Consider the following 18,346-nt stretch of genomic DNA (forward strand, 5'->3'; position numbering starts at 1 on the left):
TGCACTTCGGTTGGGTCAGTCTGCGACCCGGATGCTCAGGGTGTTAGCCATTCGGTTCCCCACCCCGGCACTCTGGTTCACCTGAATCACTCCTCGGCTGCCGGTGAAGGCCTGGTCGCTGGTAACGACCTGGCGGCTGCCTTGCGAAGTGCCAGTTGCTCCTGAGTTTGGTAACAACGCCACGTTCTGTTGGGACAGGGCGCTGTCGTCGATGCTCTGCGGTTGAGCACTGATGCTGATCCGCATGGCATTGATCATCTGGTTGTTGGCCCCGGCGGCCTGGTTGACACCCAGTGCCCCGTTGCCGTTGCTGAACGAGTTGCCGCCAATTGAACTGGTCGCATTCATCGAAGGGTCGGCGGGTGTTGTCAGCTTCTGCTTCAGGCTGCCGGTGGCCTGGGCCTCGGTGCCGATGGCGATGGCGCGGCTGTTGACCTGCTGTTGCTGGTCGCCAGCGGCCTGGTTGATCATCATGTTGCCTTTGTATTGCGCTGCGGAATTATCGAGGGTCGCGTTGTTGACAACGTTTACACCTGAGTCAGCCATGACGGAGGCGCAACCCAGCAGCGCTATAAATAGAAGGGACCGGTTCATCTTATTTGCCCCCTATATTGGTCAGCGGAGAAAGGCCGGCGCTGATGGAGCGGTTGATGGTTCCCGAGATCTCACCGCCGCTGCCGCCGCCGTGACCGGCGCTCATGCCGGGCATCCCGTTGGGATTGGTCAGTGAGTTCAGACCGGCGTTGCCATTACCATTGGGGACCACATTTCTGTTGATAATGCTTGAGCCGCTGCTGACGCCAGCAAATTCGCCATCATTGAGTTCGGAGCCGGTGGTTTGAACAACGCGGGCCGATGGGTTGGCGTTGACGGTGTTGGGGTAGGGGTCTTTGTCACGTGATCTACCAATCGGCGTCGGTTGCACGTCACGTTGCAGGACGATCACACCATTGCCGTCTGCGAACACCGGCAGGCTGATGACGGAACTGAATGCACATCCAAGCAGCAGGAGGCGGGTAAAGCTTTTGTTATTGATTGTCGCCACGTCGGCACTCCTTCTTCTTGTACACGCTGGCCCTGGTCAGCGTTGTGAAGGAGAGAGCAGAAGCTGTGCCGCTTTTTATTTTTATCAGAGAATCAATGAGTTAACTGTAAATAGCAGAGTAGGCGCATTGCAGCTGTATCACGGGTGATACAGCTGGCTTGTCAGGCAATGAGCCATAAGCGGCGCAATGCTCTAGATCAGCGGTTTACAGAGGTGTGTTTCAAGCCTTTAACAGTCGGTGTGACAGTACGATGAAGAGGCTTTGCATAGGCCTTTCAGTCATGGCCGAGTGTTTCCGGAATGGACACATTGGCGGTTTTCGTCGGCTGAATGTGCCGAACACTGGGGCTAAATGGTCAGCAGCCGTGCCACGGCACTAAACGCTTGCTCGCGTCGCGCCAGCCAGTCGCCCTCAATCACCTGGAAAACCTGCTGATGCTGCTCAAGCCAGGCGTGAGTGGCTTGAAAGAATGCCTGGCGCTCAGCCAGTGCGGGCTGACACCGTTGACCATCGTCGGTCCAGTCCACCTGCTCCGGGGACAGCAGCAGGTGCAGGTCATAGCGACGCATCAGCAAGGCTTGCTCGACCCAGGCGGGGCAGTCGCCAAACAGGGTCTGGCTCCAGAGCAGGTTGCTCAGCAGATGCGTGTCGAGGATCAGCAGCGCCGGGGCCTGGGCACGTGCTTCGTCTTCCCGGGACAATTGACCCTGGGCGATCTCGGGGATGTCGGCCAGGCAGGTGTCTCGGGGGTTCTGTTCGATGAAATAGCGCACATACTCGCCGACCAGCAGCCCACCAAAGTGCTGCTGTAATTCAGCGGCCAGCCAACTCTTGCCGCTGGACTCGGGACCGGTCAGGACCAGTACTTTCATGTGCGCAGCGCCGGATCGGCCTGCCATTCGCGCCAGCCTTGCACGGCCAGCAGCGTGAACAAGCCGTAAAGGGCGGCCGTCAGGTACAGGCCTTTGTAGATGAACAGGCCGACGAAGATCACATCGACGGCGATCCACAATGGCCAACATTGCACGCGTTTTTGCGCCATCCACAGTTGCGCCACCAGGCTGAAACCGGTCAGGGCGGCGTCCAGCCAGGGCTGGGCGGCGTCGGTCCAGAAGGCCATGGCCGCGCCGAGCAACAGACTGCCAACGGCCCCGACTGCCAGCCCTTGCAGCATGGCGGTACGGCCGAGCCACGTCACTTCTCGCCCGTGATGGGCTTTGCCGGCGCGGGTCCATTGCCACCAGCCATACAGCTGCAGTGCGGCATAGATCACCTGCAACAGCATGTCTGAATAGAGTTTGACCTCGAAGAAAATCCAGCTGTAGAGCAACACCATCACCAGCCCGATCGGCCAGCACCAGGGGTTCTGTTTGACTGTCAGCCAGACGGCGATCACGCCGAGTGCAGCGGCAAACAGTTCAAGCCCGGACATGGTGGTTCCTTGGGGGAAGTCGAAGAGGGTGCGGATTGTAACGCAGGCGGGGCGTATGGCGAGGGGGTCTCAGGCAGCGAAAGATTCCCCATGGCCGCCTGCACAGCGGTCATGGGGAAGGGCGCTCAGACGCGGAACTGTTTGAGCAACTCGTTCAGTTGAACGCTGAGTTCCTTGAGGTGCCCGCTGGCGATGCTCGACTGCTCCGCTGCCATTGCGGTGCTGTGGGACAGCCCGGCTGCCTGCGTGACGTTCTGGTTAATGTCTTCGACCACGTGGGCCTGTTGCAGTGTCGCGCTGGCAATCGAGGCGTTCAGCCCATTGAGGTTACGCAATGCCTGGCCGATGGCATTCAGGCTGGCGCCGGCCAGGCCGGCCTGTTCGATGGTCAATTGCGACGCGCGGCTGCTGTCGCCAATCACTTTGACGGCCGCTTCCGAATGATTTTGCAGGCGCTCGATCATCGACTGAATTTCGGCCGTGGATTTCTGCGTGCGTTGCGCCAGCAGGCGAACCTCGTCGGCGACCACCGCAAAGCCGCGACCCTGTTCACCGGCGCGGGCGGCTTCAATGGCGGCGTTGAGCGCCAGCAGGTTGGTTTGTTCGGCAATCGAGCGGATCACTTCCAGGACGCTGCCGATTTGCGTGCTTTCGGCAGCCAGGGTGCGAATGACCTCGACAGCCTGGTCGATGGTGCCCGAGAGCTGGTCGATCTGCTGCAAGCTGTTGTCGATGTTTACCTGGCCCTGTTGGGCTTGAGCTTCAGCGTCGCGCATTTCGCTGGCCGCCTTCTCGGCGTTCTTGGCCACGTCCTGCACGCCGTAGGTGACTTCGTTGATGGCGGTCGCCACCAGTTCCATTTGTTGGGATTGCTGCTGGCTGCGCTGCTGGGCTTGCGTCGCGTCGTTACCCAGCTCGTTCGACGACTGCCCCAGAGCACCGGCACTGACCTGTAGCTGGCTGACGACCAGGCGCAACTTGGCGGTGAAGGCGTTGAAGTGTCGGGCCAGTTGGGTCACTTCATCCTGGCCGTGGGTGTCGAGGCTGCGCGTCAGGTCGCTTTCACCGCTGGCGATGTTGGCCATGGCATTCACGGCTTCCTGCAAGGGGCGCACGATGCTGCGGGCGATCAGAATCACCGACAGCGCCATGATCAGGGCAATCGCCAGCCCCATCAGCGCGGCTTCCCAGACCTGGCCATTGAATTCGGCCTGCATGTCATCGATGTACACCCCGGAACCGATGATCCAGCCCCAGGGTTCGAAGAGTTTCACATAGGAGGTTTTCTGCACCGGGGCATTGGCACCCGGTTTCGGCCAGCGATAGTCGACCATGCCGGCGCCTTTGGCCTTGGCGATGGAGACCATTTCATTGAACACTGCAAAGCCGTCCGGGTCCCTGATGGCCGACAGGTTCTGGCCTTCGAGTTTCGGGTTGGCCGGGTGCATGACCATGACGGGTGTCAGGTCGTTGATCCAGAAATAGTCGCTCTGGTCATACCGCAAGCCGCGAACCACCGTCAGGGCCTGTTTTTGCGCGGCTTCACGGGTCAGCGTGCCGGCGGTCTCCAGGTCATGGTAGTAAGCCAGGATGCCACTGGCGGTCTGCACCACATGCTGGGTTTTCTGTGCCTTGGCCTGATACAAGTCGTCGTGGATCTGTTTGAGCATCAACACGCCCAAGGTCAATAGCATCAGCACAGCCACAATCAGGATGAGCCATAACCGACGGCTGATCGACACACTGCGCAAGCTATTCATAGGTTGTTACTCCGTGTTCTTTTTCTTGTCATAAACGAGCGCCAGCATCCAATCACGCTTTGGGCGTGACGCCAACCCTACTCAAGTCCAATAACGCGGCAGCGTTATTCGGGCGTGTCTGATAGGATCTCGGCCCCGCATGGGAAAACCTGAATTAACGCTGATTTTTCACGGAATTTTGACGGTTTTCTGTTGATCCTTGCGCGGCTCGAATGAACTACGCTGAGCGCAGTGAACGTTATAAAAAATATCGAAAGGGGCGTGCCTGGGGGCATAGCTTCATGGGGGATTGATGGATCTTTGGACCGCCGCACAGGCATTGATTCTTGGCATTGTGGAAGGGCTGACCGAGTTCTTGCCGATTTCCAGCACCGGACACCAGATTATCGTTGCCGATTTGCTTAACTTCGGTGGCGAACGGGCAATGGCGTTCAACATCATCATCCAACTGGGCGCCATTCTGGCCGTGGTCTGGGAGTTTCGCCGCAAGATCCTCGACGTCGTCACGGGTTTGCCGACCCAGCGCACGGCTCAGCGTTTTACCGTCAACCTACTGATCGCGTTCCTGCCGGCCGTGGTATTGGGGGTGATTTTTGCCGACCTGATCCACAAATACCTGTTTAACCCGATCACGGTCGCCAGTGCACTGGTGGTGGGCGGCATCATCATGCTCTGGGCAGAGCGTCGTCAGCATACGGTGCATGCTGAAACGGTCGATGAGATCACCTGGAAAGACGCTCTGAAAGTCGGCTTCGCCCAGTGCCTTGCGATGATTCCCGGTACTTCGCGCTCCGGTTCGACCATTATCGGCGGGTTGTTGTTTGGCTTGTCCCGCAAGACCGCGACCGAGTTCTCGTTCTTCCTGGCCATGCCGACCATGGTCGGGGCCGCGGTTTACTCTGGCTACAAGTACCGCGACCTGTTCCAGGCAGCAGACCTGCCGGTATTCGCCATCGGTTTTGTCACGGCGTTCATCTTCGCGATGATCGCGGTCAAGGGCTTGCTCAAGTTCATTGCCAGCCACAGCTATGCGGCATTTGCCTGGTATCGGATCGCCTTCGGCTTGCTGATTCTGGCGACCTGGCAGTTTGGCTGGGTCGACTGGTCAGCGGCCAAGCCATGATCGAGCAACGCAATGGGCGCGGGGTTCAGTACCCGCGTCTCAAGGTGCTGGTTTTCCTGGTGCTGTGTGCATTGCCGTTGTTCGGCTCGGCGTCATTGTGGCTTCGCGGGATTTCGCCGATCCCGCTGGCTGCCTATGGCGTGGTCAGCCTGTTGGCGTTTTTCCTGTACTGGAACGACAAACGCCAGGCCCGCGCCGATCAATGGCGCACCCCGGAAAAGGTCCTGCATGCCGTCGAGTTTGCCGGTGGCTGGCCGGGCGCATTGCTCGCCCAGCAACTGTTCCGGCACAAAACCCGCAAAGTCTCGTTTCAACTGGTGTTCTGGATCATCGTGCTGCTGCACCAGGTGTTTTGGGTCGACCAGTTGTTCCTCGGCGCCAGCCTGTTTTCCTGGTAGCCAGAGACGGCTGTCCGGCGCGTTCGCGTTATAGCAGCAACCCGGCCTGGACACGTTTGGGCAACTTGCTCACCACCAGCTGGTGAGAGCGTTGCAGCAAGCCTTGCAGTTCCTCGGCGCCAAGCGGGTAGGGCGTTTGCATGATGATCCACTGGGCCCGCGCCAAATACGGCGCGGGCCCGATACCCGGGCGGTCGACGTGCCCGAGAAACAGCTCCTTGTCGACCTTGAACGCCAGTGACTCCCCACGCAGGTTTTGCAGCGCGAACATCTTGCTCCCGGCCACTGAAAACACCCGCACACCGCCCCACTTGTAATCTTCCTGTGCGCCGGGCAAGGCCAGGCAGAAACGCGCCACATCGTCTTCGTTCATGGTTCTGGCATTCATAACAATCGATCCCCGCAACTTTTGAATGATTCGGTCAAATGGTCAATCCAGGCGCGCACTGCCGGCAGCAGCCCGCGCCGATGAGGGTAGACGGCCATCAGCCAACCGCCGGGCAACGACCATTGCGGCAGCAACTGCACCAGCGAGCCGTTCTCCAGTTCCTGTTCGCAGAACATCATCGGCAGCAGGGTGAAACCAAGCCCCGCGAGGGTGCAGGCCTTGCGCACGATGAAGTCATCGATGCCCAGGCGCGCTTCCAGCGTCAGTTCAACGGATTGGCCCTGAGTATCGAGCATACGCATATGGACCATCCGGTCGGCTTCCAGCGCACCGAGCACCGGGACGTGTTTAAGGTCTTCAGGGCTATTGATGGTGCGTTCGCGCAAAAAATCCGGGCTGGCGACCATGATCATCTGCGCCTGACGCAGGCGCCGGGTAACCAGCAGCGGGTCTTCATCACCGAGTTCGCGAACCCGCAATGCGACGTCAATGCCTTCTGTGACCAGGTCGACGCGGCGGTTGAGCAACTGCATCTCCAATTGCACCTGAGGAAACTTCTCCAGAAAAGAGCTGATGACCGACGGCAAGAATTCGTGGGCCAACCCCACCGGACATGACACTCGCAAACGCCCGCGTGGTTCGCTGGACATGCTGGCGACGGCTTCGTCGGCCATTTCCGCTTCCAGCAACATGGCCTGGCAGTGACGCAGATAGCGCTCGCCGACGGCGGTCAGCTTGAGTTGGCGAGTGGTGCGCTGCAGGAGTCGGGCATCGAGGCGTTCTTCCAGTTCAGCTATACGCCGCGACAACCGCGACTTGGGAATCCCCAGCAAACGCCCGGCCGCCGCGAAACCGCCCGCTTCAACCACTTTGGCGAAGTAATAGAGGTCATTCAGGTCTTGCATGGTGCGCCTCATTGTCCTGTAAGTGGGACGAACTATCGCATTTGTGCAGTCTAATCAGCTATTGGTTTCGTCTGTAGGATTAACCCAACTTGATCGCCCGGTGGCGATCCTCACTTGGAGATCCCACATGAAACTTCTGCACATCGATTCGAGCATCCTTGGCGATAACTCCGCTTCCCGTCAGTTGAGCCGCGAAGTGGTCAAGGCCTGGCAAGCCGCCGAGCCAACGGCTGTGGTGTCTTACCGTGACCTGGCCACTGATGCCATCAGCCATTTTTCTGCCGCGACGCTGGTCGCTGCTGGCACTACTGCCGAGCTGCGTAACGCCGCGCAACAGCACGAAGCCGACCTCAGCGCTTCGACGCTGGCCGAGTTCCTCGCTGCTGATGCCGTGGTAATTGCAGCGCCGATGTACAACTTCACCATTCCGACCCAGCTTAAAGCCTGGATCGACCGCATCGCCGTTGCCGGTCAGACCTTCCGCTACACCGAAGCCGGTCCGGAAGGCTTGTGCGGCAACAAAAAAGTCGTGGTGGTGTCCACCTCCGGTGGTTTGCATGTGGGCCAGGCCACCGGCGTGGGTCACGAAGACTACTTGAAAGTCATGCTGGGCTTCATGGGCATTACTGACATCGAGTTCGTCCGCGCCCACGGCCTGGCCTACGGTGACGAGGTTCGCGGCAAAGCCATGAGCGATGCGCAGGCGCAGATCAGCGAGCAGTTGTTCGCTGCCGCATAAGATATCGGTAAAGTCGCAAATAGCTCAGGCATTACCCACTAGACTCTGTATTCTGGTCGCCGTAAAACGACCGGAGTACAGAGTTTTCTGTTTTTGGCGTTTAAGGTTTTGGCCCAGGTTATGCAGTCGAGGGTTATCGGCCTCGCTCTGCAACAGCCTTGAACGCGCCAAGCGTGGGTCCAGGGCCTTTAATCCAAGGGATTGGAGGAGAAGCGGGTTTTCCAATCAAGCAGTCAAGGTGGGGCATCCCATGATGCGTCTAAGTGCAGTGTTACTGATCTGCCTGCTCGGCAGCCTGATGTCAGTGCACGCCGCGCCTGCGTCGCATCCTCATTGGAGCGTTGGCTTCCATGAGCTGAGATTTCTCGACCCGCTGGACTTGCAACCCATGCGCGCCATCGCCTTCTACCCGTCGACCGGCAAAGAGCACTCCAGCAAGGTCGAGGGTTATCAGATCGAGGCCACTGAAGACGCCAAAGTTGCCATTGGCCGTTTCCCGATACTGATGCTGTCCCATGGCAATACCGGCACTCCGCTGGCGCTTCACGATCTTGCCACCTCGCTGGCGCGCAAAGGCTTCGTGGTGGTGGGGGTGTTCCATCCCGGTGACAACTCCAGGGACCATAGCCGCCTCGGCACCTTGAGCAACCTTTATGGGCGGCCGATCCAGATTTCCGAAGCCATCACCGCGACCCTCGCGGACCCGATGCTGTCGCCGTTCGTCAATCCCGATCAGGTGGGCGTGATCGGCTACTCGGCGGGAGGTGAAACCGCGTTGATCCTGTCCGGGGCCACGCCGGACCTGGACCGCCTGCGTCGCTATTGTCAGGAGCGTCCAGATGACCGCGATGCCTGTAATACCCAAGGCGAGTTGATTGTCGACCGCGATGACCTGCAACCCGTGGCCGATCCGCGTGTTCATGCCTTGTTGCTGATGGCGCCGCTGAGCCTGAAGTTCGGTCGACATACCTTGGCCGACGTGCATGTGCCGGTGCTGCTCTACAGCGGTGATGGCGACAAACTGGTGGCCTTCGACAAAAATGCTGCAGCCCTGGCGCGCAAGCTGCCGATCGCACCGGACTTCAAGCTGTTGGCCGGGGCAGGGCACTTTGTGTTCATGGCGCCGTGCACCGAAGAGCAACAGGTGGCCATGCCGGCACTGTGCACCGATGCCGATGGCGTTGATCGCGAAGACATCCACCGTAATCTGATCTCTGAAGCCGGGCGGTTCTTTTCCCACACCTTGGGCACCTCCAGCCGAGCCGGAATGCAGACCGCCGATCAGTGAGCCATGCAGCGTTTGCACTTGGAGCGCACCGCCCCTGAAATGCAAAAAGCCCCGTCACCAGGACGGGGCTTTTCACTTGAGGCTTGTAGCTAAAGGCTTGTAGTTGCCCTTAGAACACCACGCCCTGGCTACGCAGGTAGTCGTCGTAGGTGCCGCTGAAGTCGATCACGCCGCTTGGGCTCAACTCGATGATACGAGTGGCCAGGGACGATACGAACTCACGGTCGTGGCTGACGAAGATCAGCGTGCCCGGGTAGTTTTCCAGCGCCAGGTTAAGCGCTTCGATGGACTCCATGTCCAAGTGGTTGGTTGGTTCGTCCATCACCAGCACGTTCGGCTTTTGCAGGATCAGCTTGCCGAACAGCATGCGGCCTTGCTCGCCACCGGAGATGACCTTGACCGACTTGAGGATCTCGTCGTTGGAGAACAGCATGCGGCCGAGGGTGCCGCGAACCAGTTGCTCGCCACCTTGAGTCCAGCGACCCATCCAGTCGAACAGGTTGGATTCGTCTTCGAAGTCCGAAGCGTGGTCTTGTGCGTAGTAGCCGATTTCTGCGGCGTCGGTCCATTTCACGCTACCGGCATCCGGGGTCAGCTCGTTGACCAGGGTGCGCAGCAGGGTGGTTTTGCCGATACCGTTCGGGCCAATAATTGCCACGCGTTCGCCGGCCTCAACGGTGAAGCTGAAGTCCTTGAACAAGGTTTTGCCGTCAAACCCTTTGGCCATGCGTTCGACAATGACCGCTTGGCGGTGAAGCTTCTTGGTCTGCTCGAAGCGGATGAACGGGCTCACGCGGCTGGAAGGCTTGACCTCGGCCAACTGGATCTTGTCGATCTGCTTGGCGCGGGAGGTGGCCTGCTTGGCTTTCGAGGCGTTGGCCGAGAAGCGGCTGACGAACGATTGCAGTTCCGAGATTTGAGCTTTCTTCTTGGCGTTGTCCGAGAGCAGTTGTTCGCGGGACTGGGTCGCCACGGTCATGTACTCGTCATAGTTGCCCGGGAACAGGCGCAGTTCGCCGTAGTCCAGGTCCGCCATGTGGGTGCAGACGCTGTTCAGGAAGTGTCTATCGTGGGAGATGATGATCATCAGGCTGCTGCGCTGGGTCAGCACGTTTTCCAGCCAGCGGATGGTGTTGATGTCCAGGTGGTTCGTCGGTTCGTCGAGCAGCAGTACTTCCGGATCGGAGAACAGTGCCTGAGCCAGCAGAACACGGAGTTTCCAGCCTGGCGAAACTTCGCTCATCGGGCCGAAATGTTGCTCGATGCCGATACCCAGGCCCAGCAGCAGTTCACCGGCACGGGATTCGGCGGTGTAGCCGTCCATTTCGGCGAACTCGGTTTCCAGTTCCGCAACGGCCATGCCGTCTTCTTCGGTCATTTCCGGCAGCGAGTAGATACGATCGCGCTCAGCCTTGACCTTCCACAGTTCTTCGTGGCCCATGATCACGGTGTCGATCACGGTGAATTCTTCGTAGGCGAACTGGTCCTGGCGCAACTTACCCAGACGCACATTCGGCTCGAGCATGACCTGGCCGCCGGACGGATCGAGGTCACCGCCGAGGATTTTCATGAAGGTCGACTTGCCGCAACCGTTGGCACCGATCAGACCGTAGCGGTTACCCGCACCAAACTTGACTGAAACGTTCTCGAATAACGGCTTGGCGCCGAACTGCATCGTGATATTTGCTGTAGAAATCAAAGGCTTATCCTGCGGGGCTTTCAGAGTAGCTATGGTTGCGGCAGTACCGATTTAGTACCCATTCCTGACATTCCGAGCTTGGAGATTTCATTCCAGTCAGAAGCAGAACTGATCCATCTGGCATAAGTGGACAGCAGCATTTGGACGCTATGCCCGAGTTGATTTGCGATGAAAGCAGGATTCATTCCTGTCATCAGACAAAGGGTCGCGTATGTGTGGCGGCAATTGTACTGGGGTCGCTCTCTTAACGATAGGGCGTTCAGCACTTGCTTGAAGTGCTTGTCGAGCACACCGGTCTCGTAAATGAACTCATTTCCCTTGCGGGGGAACACGTAAGGGGAGTGAGTGTGAAGCATACTCCTGGTGGCGCGCCGGCAAACTTGATCACGACGACCTTGCCCGTCAACTTGCTGCCTGGAGTACCGTCGGCCTAGGTGAATCGCCTTGTACCCATGATTGGATCTCCGTGTGATGGTCCAAAACCATTCGGCTGCGACCTCACAGCACGGCCAGCAGCCGGAGGGCGCCGTGGGAAGTCGCATGCGAGTGGTGTCGGAGGGGAAAAAGGGCGGATTTGCTGCTAGGTTTCAGAAGCTGTTCAGTGAAAGGTGGTCAAAATGAGCTGGGCTGAGAAGAGGTACAAAGCGACCTGCGGCGATTGCGGGCATGAAGGTGTACAGATCTGGCGTTCAGATGATTGGGGTAGAACGGAAGAGCGCTGGGAAGGCTTTAACACCGTCCTTGCAAACAACTACGAGTCTTATCGTAAACGCTCCGAAGCGATGATCCCCGTGTGCAAATGTGGAAGCAGGAATGTGATCACCAGCAACATACCGCTGACTTGAGGTCGGTGACCGGCGCCGGGGAGTGCCAGGCGCTCGGGCAGTTATCGTCAGGCTGACGTTGAGCTGGTTGCCGCTGGCTCATGCTTTGGACACTGACTGATCATGTCTAATGTCTCATCAGCTCTTCGCTGAATAACTTGTTTGTAACCAACCCTGAAATGGTTTTTAGATTTCTGTGCCCACCGCTCATCTCGAAATCATCGATTTTTTGAAATCGCACCACTCATGTATTGATTTAAATCGCGCAGATCCTTAATTCTCCAGGCGTACGGCGGTAGCTTTACACCATTCTCTTGCAAAGTCCTTGGAATCAAGTCTCCATTTGGACGAAGTATTATCGACGACACAATAACGCCCGGATAATCATTTAGCCGTTTTTTGAAAGCGGACGTTGTAAGGTCAGGTGTGGGAGGGTTGCTTTTATTGGCCAATGGTCCTGTTCCTTTGAGATCTGTTCCGTGGCACATGGTACATCTCTGTGAATAGAGATTTTTCCCATTGGCATTGTCCGCGAGGGACAGTGATGTTTGAATTAGCGATAAAATGCCTAGCGAAGCGATGAATAATATTTTCATTTTTCATGTTGCCTTGTTGTGTAAATCAGATCTGAATCGAGGGCAACTCCCGGAGTTGCTACTGCACACTCAATTCTCTCGATAATATTTTAACCGGGACTGTTCATTAGCAATGTGCTCGCGCCCGCGAGAGGTCGACTGGCTCGCCGGCATTGCCCCAGTAACCCAAAGCTACTCAAACCAAAGTCGGCCTTGGACTCCTTGATGCGGTTCTCACAATCGGCCCTGCCTCGATACAGGCGCCAGACTTCCAGCGCGGGAAGTTGCAGATTGGTGAGCATGGCCAGCAAGGGGTGGTGACTGGCTCAGCCGTCGATCTGAGTGCCCCCAGCGGGTCAGTACGGTGGAGTCCACGTCCAGCGTGACGGGGTTGATGACGGCCTCAAGGGCGAATTGGTTTTCGTTGAGCTTGAACAGCAGGGAAGGGAGCAGGTCTGAATTTGGCATTGCGGGTCCTCCGTGGAGAGGGCAGCGTAGCAGCATGAAATGTTGAAGCGATAGAGGGGGATCTTGGTCGGCAGAACGCCAGGAGGAGGGGTTATGCCTGTTTGGCATGAGGTATTTGACACCTGCCGGGACCATTCCAGGAACCAACGATATCCACCTTAGAAATCAAAGGCTTATCCTGCGTGGCTTTCAATGTGGCTGTGGTTGTGGCAGTACCCATTTCTGACATTCGCGCACACGATCTGAACCCGGCCACTGAGCCGGTTTTTTTCGTTTGCGGAACTCAATTTGCCCAAGACATCCGTTTAATATTAAATTGGCATCATTTGGCTGGCCAATAATGATAGGGATATGGGTATGAACAGAGCTGCATTCGCGATTTTGCTTTCTTTGGCTTGTGCTTCAGCATCAGCCGGAACCAACGAATGGCAGTCTGGCTGGGGCCAAGGGAAGACTGAGTTTTTTGCGGGTGATGAGGCAAAAAGCTATCTGAACTTTGCCTGTGACGAAAATGACGAGATGAGTCCGGTGAGCGCATCCGCCACTATTTCGGGTAAGCCGTTCTACTCGCACAACGATCAAGGCGGTTTCGACGTAATCGTTGACGGTGTCGAGTACAGCAATCCGTTTTATGTTGAGTGCAACGCCTGCTCCGGATACTTTCCAGCGTTTTGGGCTGCAATGCGCAAGGCCAAAACTATTGAGTTGAAAGCTGGCGACTTTACCAGCTCGATCCCAGTCAAAGGACTCAGCAAATTGACCAAGCCTTATGCTTCGAAAGAGAACCCTTGCGGGACTGGAACTTGGTAATTCATCAGTTTTTGAGAGCCCCGCCATTGTGCGGGGTTTTTTATGCCTAAGATTTTGTGTAACTGAGGTGGCTCGGTAGGTCGCGACACGTTTCGCGAATTATCAAAGGGTGTCGCGACATCATTGCCCATGCGATGGATCACAACACAGACACCGTGTGAGAGCAGGTGATTCCGGACCCAGATGGGAGGTTGAGCAGATAACTTGTTGATGCAAATATTAATATGTATCATTTAGTTTCAAATCAAAGGGTGCGAGGGAGTGCATTACCCACATAAAAATAAGGTCAAGGTAATGCTCAAAATGCTACTCGTTTACGGCCATCTGCTTGCCACTTGTATTGCTCTGGGGAGAGTACTGCTGGCCGATCACAAGCTTTGGAGTTGGCGCAAGGAAGTGCTCGATCAGGCTCGGCTTGAGTACATTGAGGAAACTCAGAGGATCGTCTGCCTTGCGCTGCTTGCCCTTTGGGGAAGTGGTCTGCTGTTGGTGCTTCAGGGATGTCTTGTTGAGGGGGAAATGTATCTTCTCAACCAGAAGCTCTGGGCCAAGGCGACCGTTGTCGCGCTGCTCACCCTGAACGGTACCTTATTGCATCGAGTCGGTTTCCCACTGCTGCAAAAAGCCCCATTCGTCTTGTTACGCGGTTCTGCTCGTGCCCGTCTTGCTCTCTTGGGCGCGCTCTCCATGAGCGGCTGGTTATTCGCTTCTTTCTTGGGGGTGGCTCGAGCGTGGAACCATGTGATGCCGTATTTACATGTGATGGGCGCTTTTGCTGCGCTCTCGCTGTTGGCTTGCGGTGTGGCGCTGACAGTCGCCAGCACAGCGGGGACTATGGGTGATGAGAAACACTCGGTCTCAGGATAGTTGTTGCCGTCTGGTGCCCTGAACCGTGTCACCGAACGGCTTCACACACTGTTGATGAGTTCAAAAAGCGGCATGTCCAGTGTCGATCTGGACCTGCTCGGTCGGTGTGATGGGGTCTGCTTTGCGTAAGAGAGATCGCTGCCTTCTGTGGCGTTTCTCACACCGCTGTCCAAAAGTGCGCCAAGGCGAACTGAGGCCTGCGCGATGTCGAGGTGCTGAAAAAGGCGAACCCTGACGACCCGAAAGTCCAGGCCGATTATGTCGCCAACACGCCGCGGCGAATCGGCTGATGCAGGAGCGGATCGGCGGGGACCCGTGCGCGTCGCAGGTGGCGCCCTCACCGTGGGCAGCCGCCGGGCTTCTGAAGACCGACAATCTGGAAGTGAAGGTGCGAGCGCTGCTGGCTGAGCGTCGGCAGCAGATGGGTTACGAGCGGGAGTTAGGGGCGGCATTGATCGCGTGTCAGTGATGCACCATCAGCTTTAACACGGTGATGCGCAGTCGCAGGAATGACCCAGGCAGAGCTGGGGAGTGGCTTACCGAGCCAGCTGAGGCACGGCTCTTTAACCTCGATCCACGAGTCGTCCTGCGGTGGCGTAGCGCACCGCTTGAAGGCTTTGCACAATCCTTTGTGATCAACCTGGGCAAAATTTCTAAATTCATTACGTGGAGCAAATAGAGACCAGAAAAAATGCATGGCACACACCTCCTTGGTGACCGTATAGGTATAGCCAACTTCAGGGATGGGTGAATGCTTTGCGGTTAAAAATGTAAGTGGCGGGAAGACCATGGGTCATGCTGCGTGCCCGACTTGCCCCCGCGACGGCTCAACGAAGTGTCGGAATTACCGGCGACGGCGTTGCGCTGGCTGAGCGCCAGGTCTACGCGGAAGGAATATCAAGCTTTAGGTGACATTAATAGAGAATGGCTCTATGCCGATACTTACCCAGACGAAGGAAATCTTGAATGACAGATAGCTCATTACAAACAATTGAAGTTTCCTGCTGTGGGGAATCGTCAGGAGGGGCTTTGCTCGGTAGTTACTATCCATTCGACTGGGCATGACTCGATTTGAGTCAACCTCCATCCTTCCTCTAGCGAATGGGTTGAAACGATGCGGTAGTAGCCCAGGTTGTTGAGTATTTTCTCGATGTGGAGGCGCCGTAAACAACATGTATCAATAATCAAAATTCGTGGTTGCTTCTTGAGCATGACGGTGTCCTGTCAGTATAAGTGTGAGGCCGGTACATAGCCTCCATGCTGTACTGCCGGAGGCGACTTTCTCCACACAATGAGTTGCTACAACGCTTGGGCCAATTCGGGTTGTAGAACTTCGACATCCCAAGGTCACAGTAGCGGTACTTGAAGCGGGCGGTGAGTCACCCTGTTTTTAAGGCTCGCACACTAAAACCACACGCTCGTAGTTCAGCGACTTGTTGCGTTCGGGTAGTGAATAGGGGGCCTTACATTGTTTGCCATCCCATTTGATGCTGAGGGTGGCTGAGTCCTGTTCCACGAGTGCCAGGGCTTTGCCGCTGGGGTCAGAGATCGCCATTTGTTTTCCCGCCGCGTCTTCAAGCACGGCGCCGAACGGGATGCTCTTATGGTGGGCATCGAACAGTTCGAATTGCACCCGTCTCCCGCTTTTACTGGCATATCGGGCCAGCACCACGGCGCCGCGCCTTGGTACAACCTGTTGGGTTGCATTATCAATCTCGATGTCCGCGCCCAGATCCCGCGTATCCAGGCTGATCCAGTTCACCCGATAAGGTTGCGCGTTGGAGACCACCGCAAAGCCGTTGGCACCCGTTTCAGCACCACTGTAGCTGCCAATCTTGACCCCTGAAACACCAGGGACTTCAGCCAGCGCGAAGGTTTCACCCACCGTTTGCCCAAGATTGACTCCGCCGCCATGGGCAACGATGGAACCCGCCAGATTGAGGTTTTGTGAGGTGTAGCCGCGCCCCTGACTGTAACCGGCGCTGACATCCGCCACCGAGGTGCGGGTGCTGATGTTGGCCGAGACTGAGTTACCGCCGGTGCTGCTGTTGCCGCCTTGCAGCGAGTAATAGGTGTCGCTGTTTTCCGACAAGTAACCATTGATACCGACTTGCGTGCTATCGCTGTTCTTCTGCGTGCTGGCCGATACGAAGGCCCGTGGCGCCCGGGGTTTGGAACCCAGCGGAAACGACAGCGACAGGTTGATCAAGGTGTCATTGTTCGATGCACCGAAATCGGCAATGTCCTTGGTATAGGTTGCGCCGAGGTTGTAACTCAACTCACCCCAGTGGTTGCTGTAACCGGTGGACACGCTCTGTGAGCCGCCACGCCCCCAATAGCGCTGGTCGCTGGCGTTCAGGTAGAGGCTGCCGTATTGCTGGTTGCGGCCCAGGCTCTGGTTGATGGTCAGGTCTGTGCGGGTTTTCGAGTTGCCCGTGGGTTTGCGGCCATCGGCGTCGAGTGCTTCGACGTGGTTGGCCAGGGTCCGGTAGCCCTCGGTCGAGTAACGATACGCGGCCAGGGTGAAGTTGGTGTCGGTGCCCGTGAACGTCTTGGCATACAACGCTCGCAGGCTATTACCCTGGACCGACTGGCCCCGGGTGCGGCTGGAAGAGTGCGTCAGGTCGACGGAAACGGCGCCGATGGCGGTGTTTCGTCCGGCACCGAGCGCCAGCGCCTCGAAATTGTCCGAGGCCTGGACACCGACAATCCCGGTCAGGTTGCTGCTGAGACCGTAAGCCAGCGTGCTGCTGACAAACTGCGGCGACGCTAGGCCCTCGCTGTTGCTGTTGTACTTGCCCGCCGAGACGCTGTACTTCACCTGGCCTTCGCGAACCATGATCGGCAGGCTGGAAAACGCCTGCATCGTGACCCGCCGACGGCCATCGGCTTCAATGATGGTCACTTGCAGGTCACCGTTGGAGCCGCTGGGGTAGATATCGCTGATTTCAAATGGGCCGGGCGGTACGTTAGCCGTGTAGAGGATGTAGTCGTTTTGACGGATCTCCACCGTGGCGCTGGTTTGCGCCACGCCGCGGATGATCGGCGCGTAGCCGCGCTCACTGTCTGCGCGCATGCCTTCGTCGGAGGCCAGTTTCAGGCCGCGATAACGCACGCTGTCGAACAGGTCGGTGTCGGAGAAAATATCGCCGGCACTGAATTGGCCTTTCAACGCGGTCACGTCATGCTGCAAGTAGCTGCGGTTGCTCTTGAACGTGTTGGGTTGGCCGGTACTGCTGCTGAAGTTTGACTCATTACGCAGCCGCCAGGCGCCCAGGTTGATACCGTTACGCAGCCCCACATTATTGGAAAGCGTGGTGGCGTGGTCCGTGCTGTTGCGGTTGCTGCTTAACTGATAGTTGATAAACGTCGCCGACACCCCGTCATCCCACAGCGCCGGGTCGACATACCCGCGCATGCCGCGTTGCATGGCAATTTGCGGCACGCTGACCATCAAGCGCAGTCGACTGACGTCGTAGCGCACAGTGGCCCTGTCAATCAGTGATGGCAGGTCATAACAGGCTTGTAGGTCATTGGGATTGAGTTGATCGGTGGCTTCCAGCTTGGTCATGTCGATGCCCAGTTGCTGGAGCATGTCCAGAGTCAGGCAGGCCTCGACCTTGCCATTCTTCGGATTGCGCCGGAAATCAATATCACGGCGACCTACCAATACCTCGTTACCGTAGAGGTCGACCCGGTAGTTGCCCGGCAGCACGCTGTTGGCGGACAACAGCAATTGCAGATCCACGGACGACTGGGCGCCTTGCAGAAACGAGGTGTTGAACTGCTCGAACGGCTCCTGTTCGAGTGCGACGTTGCCAGAAGCAGTTGCACTTGCCAGAGCGGGAAGGCTGGACGCGATCACCATCAGCAGCCAAAGAGGCGACACAGTAGGGGTATTTGTCAGTCGGCTGCAGGGGAGGGCGTCACGATGGGATCTGCTGCAAGTGAGTAAAGGCATGCAAAAAACCTATATCCCCCCCGATACGAACGATTGAGCGGAGCGAAGTAAAGTACGGTGGAT

The 18,346-nt window shown here is 57.4% G+C and carries 16 protein-coding genes and 1 pseudogene; 7 read left to right on the forward strand and 10 right to left on the reverse strand.

What is annotated here, in order from left to right; all coding sequences use genetic code 11:
• Positions 1 to 15: 15 nt before the first annotated feature.
• The 5 genes from AC1Z1G_RS12740 to AC1Z1G_RS12760 form a co-directional block, all read right to left on the reverse strand.
• Positions 16 to 594, reverse strand: a complete 579-nt coding sequence (locus AC1Z1G_RS12740) for an adhesin (protein ID WP_483627425.1) — start codon at positions 592 to 594, stop codon at positions 16 to 18.
• A 1-nt stretch (position 595) separates the two neighbouring features.
• On the reverse strand, positions 596 to 1,045 hold the full coding sequence (locus AC1Z1G_RS12745) for a hypothetical protein (protein WP_483627427.1): 450 nt from the start codon (positions 1,043 to 1,045) through the stop codon (positions 596 to 598).
• A gap of 348 nt (positions 1,046 to 1,393) precedes the next feature.
• Positions 1,394 to 1,918: an AAA family ATPase gene (locus tag AC1Z1G_RS12750; RefSeq protein ID WP_483627428.1), complete on the reverse strand. Its 525-nt coding sequence runs from the start codon at positions 1,916 to 1,918 to the stop codon at positions 1,394 to 1,396.
• Positions 1,915 to 2,478 (reverse strand): nicotinamide riboside transporter PnuC, encoded by a 564-nt coding sequence (gene pnuC, locus AC1Z1G_RS12755; RefSeq protein ID WP_483627430.1) that lies wholly within the window; start codon positions 2,476 to 2,478, stop codon positions 1,915 to 1,917. The genes AC1Z1G_RS12750 and pnuC overlap by 4 nt, the downstream gene beginning before the upstream one ends.
• Before the next feature lie 125 nt (positions 2,479 to 2,603).
• Positions 2,604 to 4,238, reverse strand: coding sequence for a methyl-accepting chemotaxis protein (locus tag AC1Z1G_RS12760; RefSeq protein ID WP_483627431.1), 1,635 nt, complete (start codon positions 4,236 to 4,238; stop codon positions 2,604 to 2,606).
• A gap of 292 nt (positions 4,239 to 4,530) precedes the next feature.
• On the opposite strand from AC1Z1G_RS12760, the gene AC1Z1G_RS12765 reads away from it, so the two are divergent.
• Both AC1Z1G_RS12765 and AC1Z1G_RS12770 read left to right on the forward strand, forming a co-directional pair.
• Positions 4,531 to 5,361 carry an undecaprenyl-diphosphate phosphatase gene (locus tag AC1Z1G_RS12765; protein ID WP_483627433.1) on the forward strand — a complete coding sequence of 277 codons (831 nt, stop codon included), beginning with the start codon at positions 4,531 to 4,533 and terminating at the stop codon, positions 5,359 to 5,361.
• Positions 5,358 to 5,759, forward strand: a complete 402-nt coding sequence (locus AC1Z1G_RS12770; RefSeq protein ID WP_483627435.1) for a DUF1294 domain-containing protein — start codon at positions 5,358 to 5,360, stop codon at positions 5,757 to 5,759. The genes AC1Z1G_RS12765 and AC1Z1G_RS12770 overlap by 4 nt, the downstream gene beginning before the upstream one ends.
• Positions 5,760 to 5,787: 28 nt before the next feature.
• Here the strand turns inward: AC1Z1G_RS12770 and AC1Z1G_RS12775 are convergent, their stop codons facing one another.
• The gene (locus AC1Z1G_RS12775; RefSeq protein WP_483627436.1) at positions 5,788 to 6,147 is read right to left on the reverse strand and encodes an MmcQ/YjbR family DNA-binding protein; all 360 of its coding nucleotides are present in this window, start codon (positions 6,145 to 6,147) and stop codon (positions 5,788 to 5,790) included.
• Positions 6,144 to 7,052, reverse strand: a complete 909-nt coding sequence (locus tag AC1Z1G_RS12780; RefSeq protein WP_483627438.1) for a LysR substrate-binding domain-containing protein — start codon at positions 7,050 to 7,052, stop codon at positions 6,144 to 6,146. The genes AC1Z1G_RS12775 and AC1Z1G_RS12780 overlap by 4 nt, the downstream gene beginning before the upstream one ends.
• 127 nt (positions 7,053 to 7,179) lie before the next feature.
• Between AC1Z1G_RS12780 and AC1Z1G_RS12785 the strand changes: the two genes are divergently transcribed.
• Positions 7,180 to 7,791 (forward strand): FMN-dependent NADH-azoreductase, encoded by a 612-nt coding sequence (locus tag AC1Z1G_RS12785; RefSeq protein WP_483627440.1) that lies wholly within the window; start codon positions 7,180 to 7,182, stop codon positions 7,789 to 7,791.
• 250 nt (positions 7,792 to 8,041) lie between these two features.
• Entirely contained in the window at positions 8,042 to 9,079 is a 1,038-nt protein-coding gene (locus AC1Z1G_RS12790) for an alpha/beta hydrolase family protein (RefSeq protein ID WP_483627442.1), read from the forward strand.
• 109 nt (positions 9,080 to 9,188) lie between these two features.
• Here AC1Z1G_RS12790 and AC1Z1G_RS12795 read toward each other — a convergent pair whose 3' ends face one another.
• Together AC1Z1G_RS12795 and AC1Z1G_RS12800 are read right to left on the reverse strand one after the other, a co-directional pair.
• Entirely contained in the window at positions 9,189 to 10,778 is a 1,590-nt protein-coding gene (locus AC1Z1G_RS12795) for an ABC-F family ATPase (RefSeq protein WP_347905965.1), read from the reverse strand.
• A 1,042-nt stretch (positions 10,779 to 11,820) separates the two neighbouring features.
• Positions 11,821 to 12,198, reverse strand: coding sequence for a c-type cytochrome (locus tag AC1Z1G_RS12800; RefSeq protein WP_483627444.1), 378 nt, complete (start codon positions 12,196 to 12,198; stop codon positions 11,821 to 11,823).
• A gap of 804 nt (positions 12,199 to 13,002) precedes the next feature.
• Between AC1Z1G_RS12800 and AC1Z1G_RS12805 the strand changes: the two genes are divergently transcribed.
• The 3 genes and pseudogenes from AC1Z1G_RS12805 to AC1Z1G_RS12815 all read left to right on the forward strand — a co-directional run.
• On the forward strand, positions 13,003 to 13,455 hold the full coding sequence (locus tag AC1Z1G_RS12805) for a hypothetical protein (protein WP_483627446.1): 453 nt from the start codon (positions 13,003 to 13,005) through the stop codon (positions 13,453 to 13,455).
• A 294-nt stretch (positions 13,456 to 13,749) separates the two neighbouring features.
• Complete coding sequence (locus AC1Z1G_RS12810; protein ID WP_483627825.1) at positions 13,750 to 14,322, forward strand: hypothetical protein; 573 nt, start codon at positions 13,750 to 13,752, stop codon at positions 14,320 to 14,322.
• A 313-nt stretch (positions 14,323 to 14,635) separates the two neighbouring features.
• Positions 14,636 to 14,791 (forward strand): annotated as a pseudogene (locus tag AC1Z1G_RS12815) (hypothetical protein); the annotation flags it as partial.
• 921 nt (positions 14,792 to 15,712) lie between these two features.
• Here the strand turns inward: AC1Z1G_RS12815 and AC1Z1G_RS12820 are convergent.
• Positions 15,713 to 18,190: a fimbria/pilus outer membrane usher protein gene (locus tag AC1Z1G_RS12820; RefSeq protein ID WP_483627827.1), complete on the reverse strand. Its 2,478-nt coding sequence runs from the start codon at positions 18,188 to 18,190 to the stop codon at positions 15,713 to 15,715.
• Positions 18,191 to 18,346: the final 156 nt, after the last annotated feature.

This window comes from Pseudomonas sp. JL27(2026), assembly GCF_056933555.1.

Excerpts from the sequence above, each read along its gene's own strand:
- AC1Z1G_RS12770 (WP_483627435.1), top strand. The coding sequence starts at position 5,358 with ATGATCGAGCAACGCAATGGGCGCGGGGTTCAGTACCCGCGTCTCAAG.
- AC1Z1G_RS12785 (WP_483627440.1), top strand. The coding sequence starts at position 7,180 with ATGAAACTTCTGCACATCGATTCGAGCATCCTTGGCGATAACTCCGCT.
- AC1Z1G_RS12805 (WP_483627446.1), top strand. The coding sequence starts at position 13,003 with ATGAACAGAGCTGCATTCGCGATTTTGCTTTCTTTGGCTTGTGCTTCA.
- AC1Z1G_RS12765 (WP_483627433.1), top strand. The coding sequence starts at position 4,531 with ATGGATCTTTGGACCGCCGCACAGGCATTGATTCTTGGCATTGTGGAA.
- AC1Z1G_RS12775 (WP_483627436.1), bottom strand. The coding sequence starts at position 6,147 with ATGAATGCCAGAACCATGAACGAAGACGATGTGGCGCGTTTCTGCCTG.
- AC1Z1G_RS12760 (WP_483627431.1), bottom strand. The coding sequence starts at position 4,238 with ATGAATAGCTTGCGCAGTGTGTCGATCAGCCGTCGGTTATGGCTCATC.
- AC1Z1G_RS12820 (WP_483627827.1), bottom strand. The coding sequence starts at position 18,190 with ATGGTGATCGCGTCCAGCCTTCCCGCTCTGGCAAGTGCAACTGCTTCT.
- AC1Z1G_RS12740 (WP_483627425.1), bottom strand. The coding sequence starts at position 594 with ATGAACCGGTCCCTTCTATTTATAGCGCTGCTGGGTTGCGCCTCCGTC.
- pnuC (WP_483627430.1), bottom strand. The coding sequence starts at position 2,478 with ATGTCCGGGCTTGAACTGTTTGCCGCTGCACTCGGCGTGATCGCCGTC.
- AC1Z1G_RS12800 (WP_483627444.1), bottom strand. The coding sequence starts at position 12,198 with ATGAAAATATTATTCATCGCTTCGCTAGGCATTTTATCGCTAATTCAA.
- AC1Z1G_RS12780 (WP_483627438.1), bottom strand. The coding sequence starts at position 7,052 with ATGCAAGACCTGAATGACCTCTATTACTTCGCCAAAGTGGTTGAAGCG.
- AC1Z1G_RS12790 (WP_483627442.1), top strand. The coding sequence starts at position 8,042 with ATGATGCGTCTAAGTGCAGTGTTACTGATCTGCCTGCTCGGCAGCCTG.
- AC1Z1G_RS12810 (WP_483627825.1), top strand. The coding sequence starts at position 13,750 with ATGCTCAAAATGCTACTCGTTTACGGCCATCTGCTTGCCACTTGTATT.
- AC1Z1G_RS12750 (WP_483627428.1), bottom strand. The coding sequence starts at position 1,918 with ATGAAAGTACTGGTCCTGACCGGTCCCGAGTCCAGCGGCAAGAGTTGG.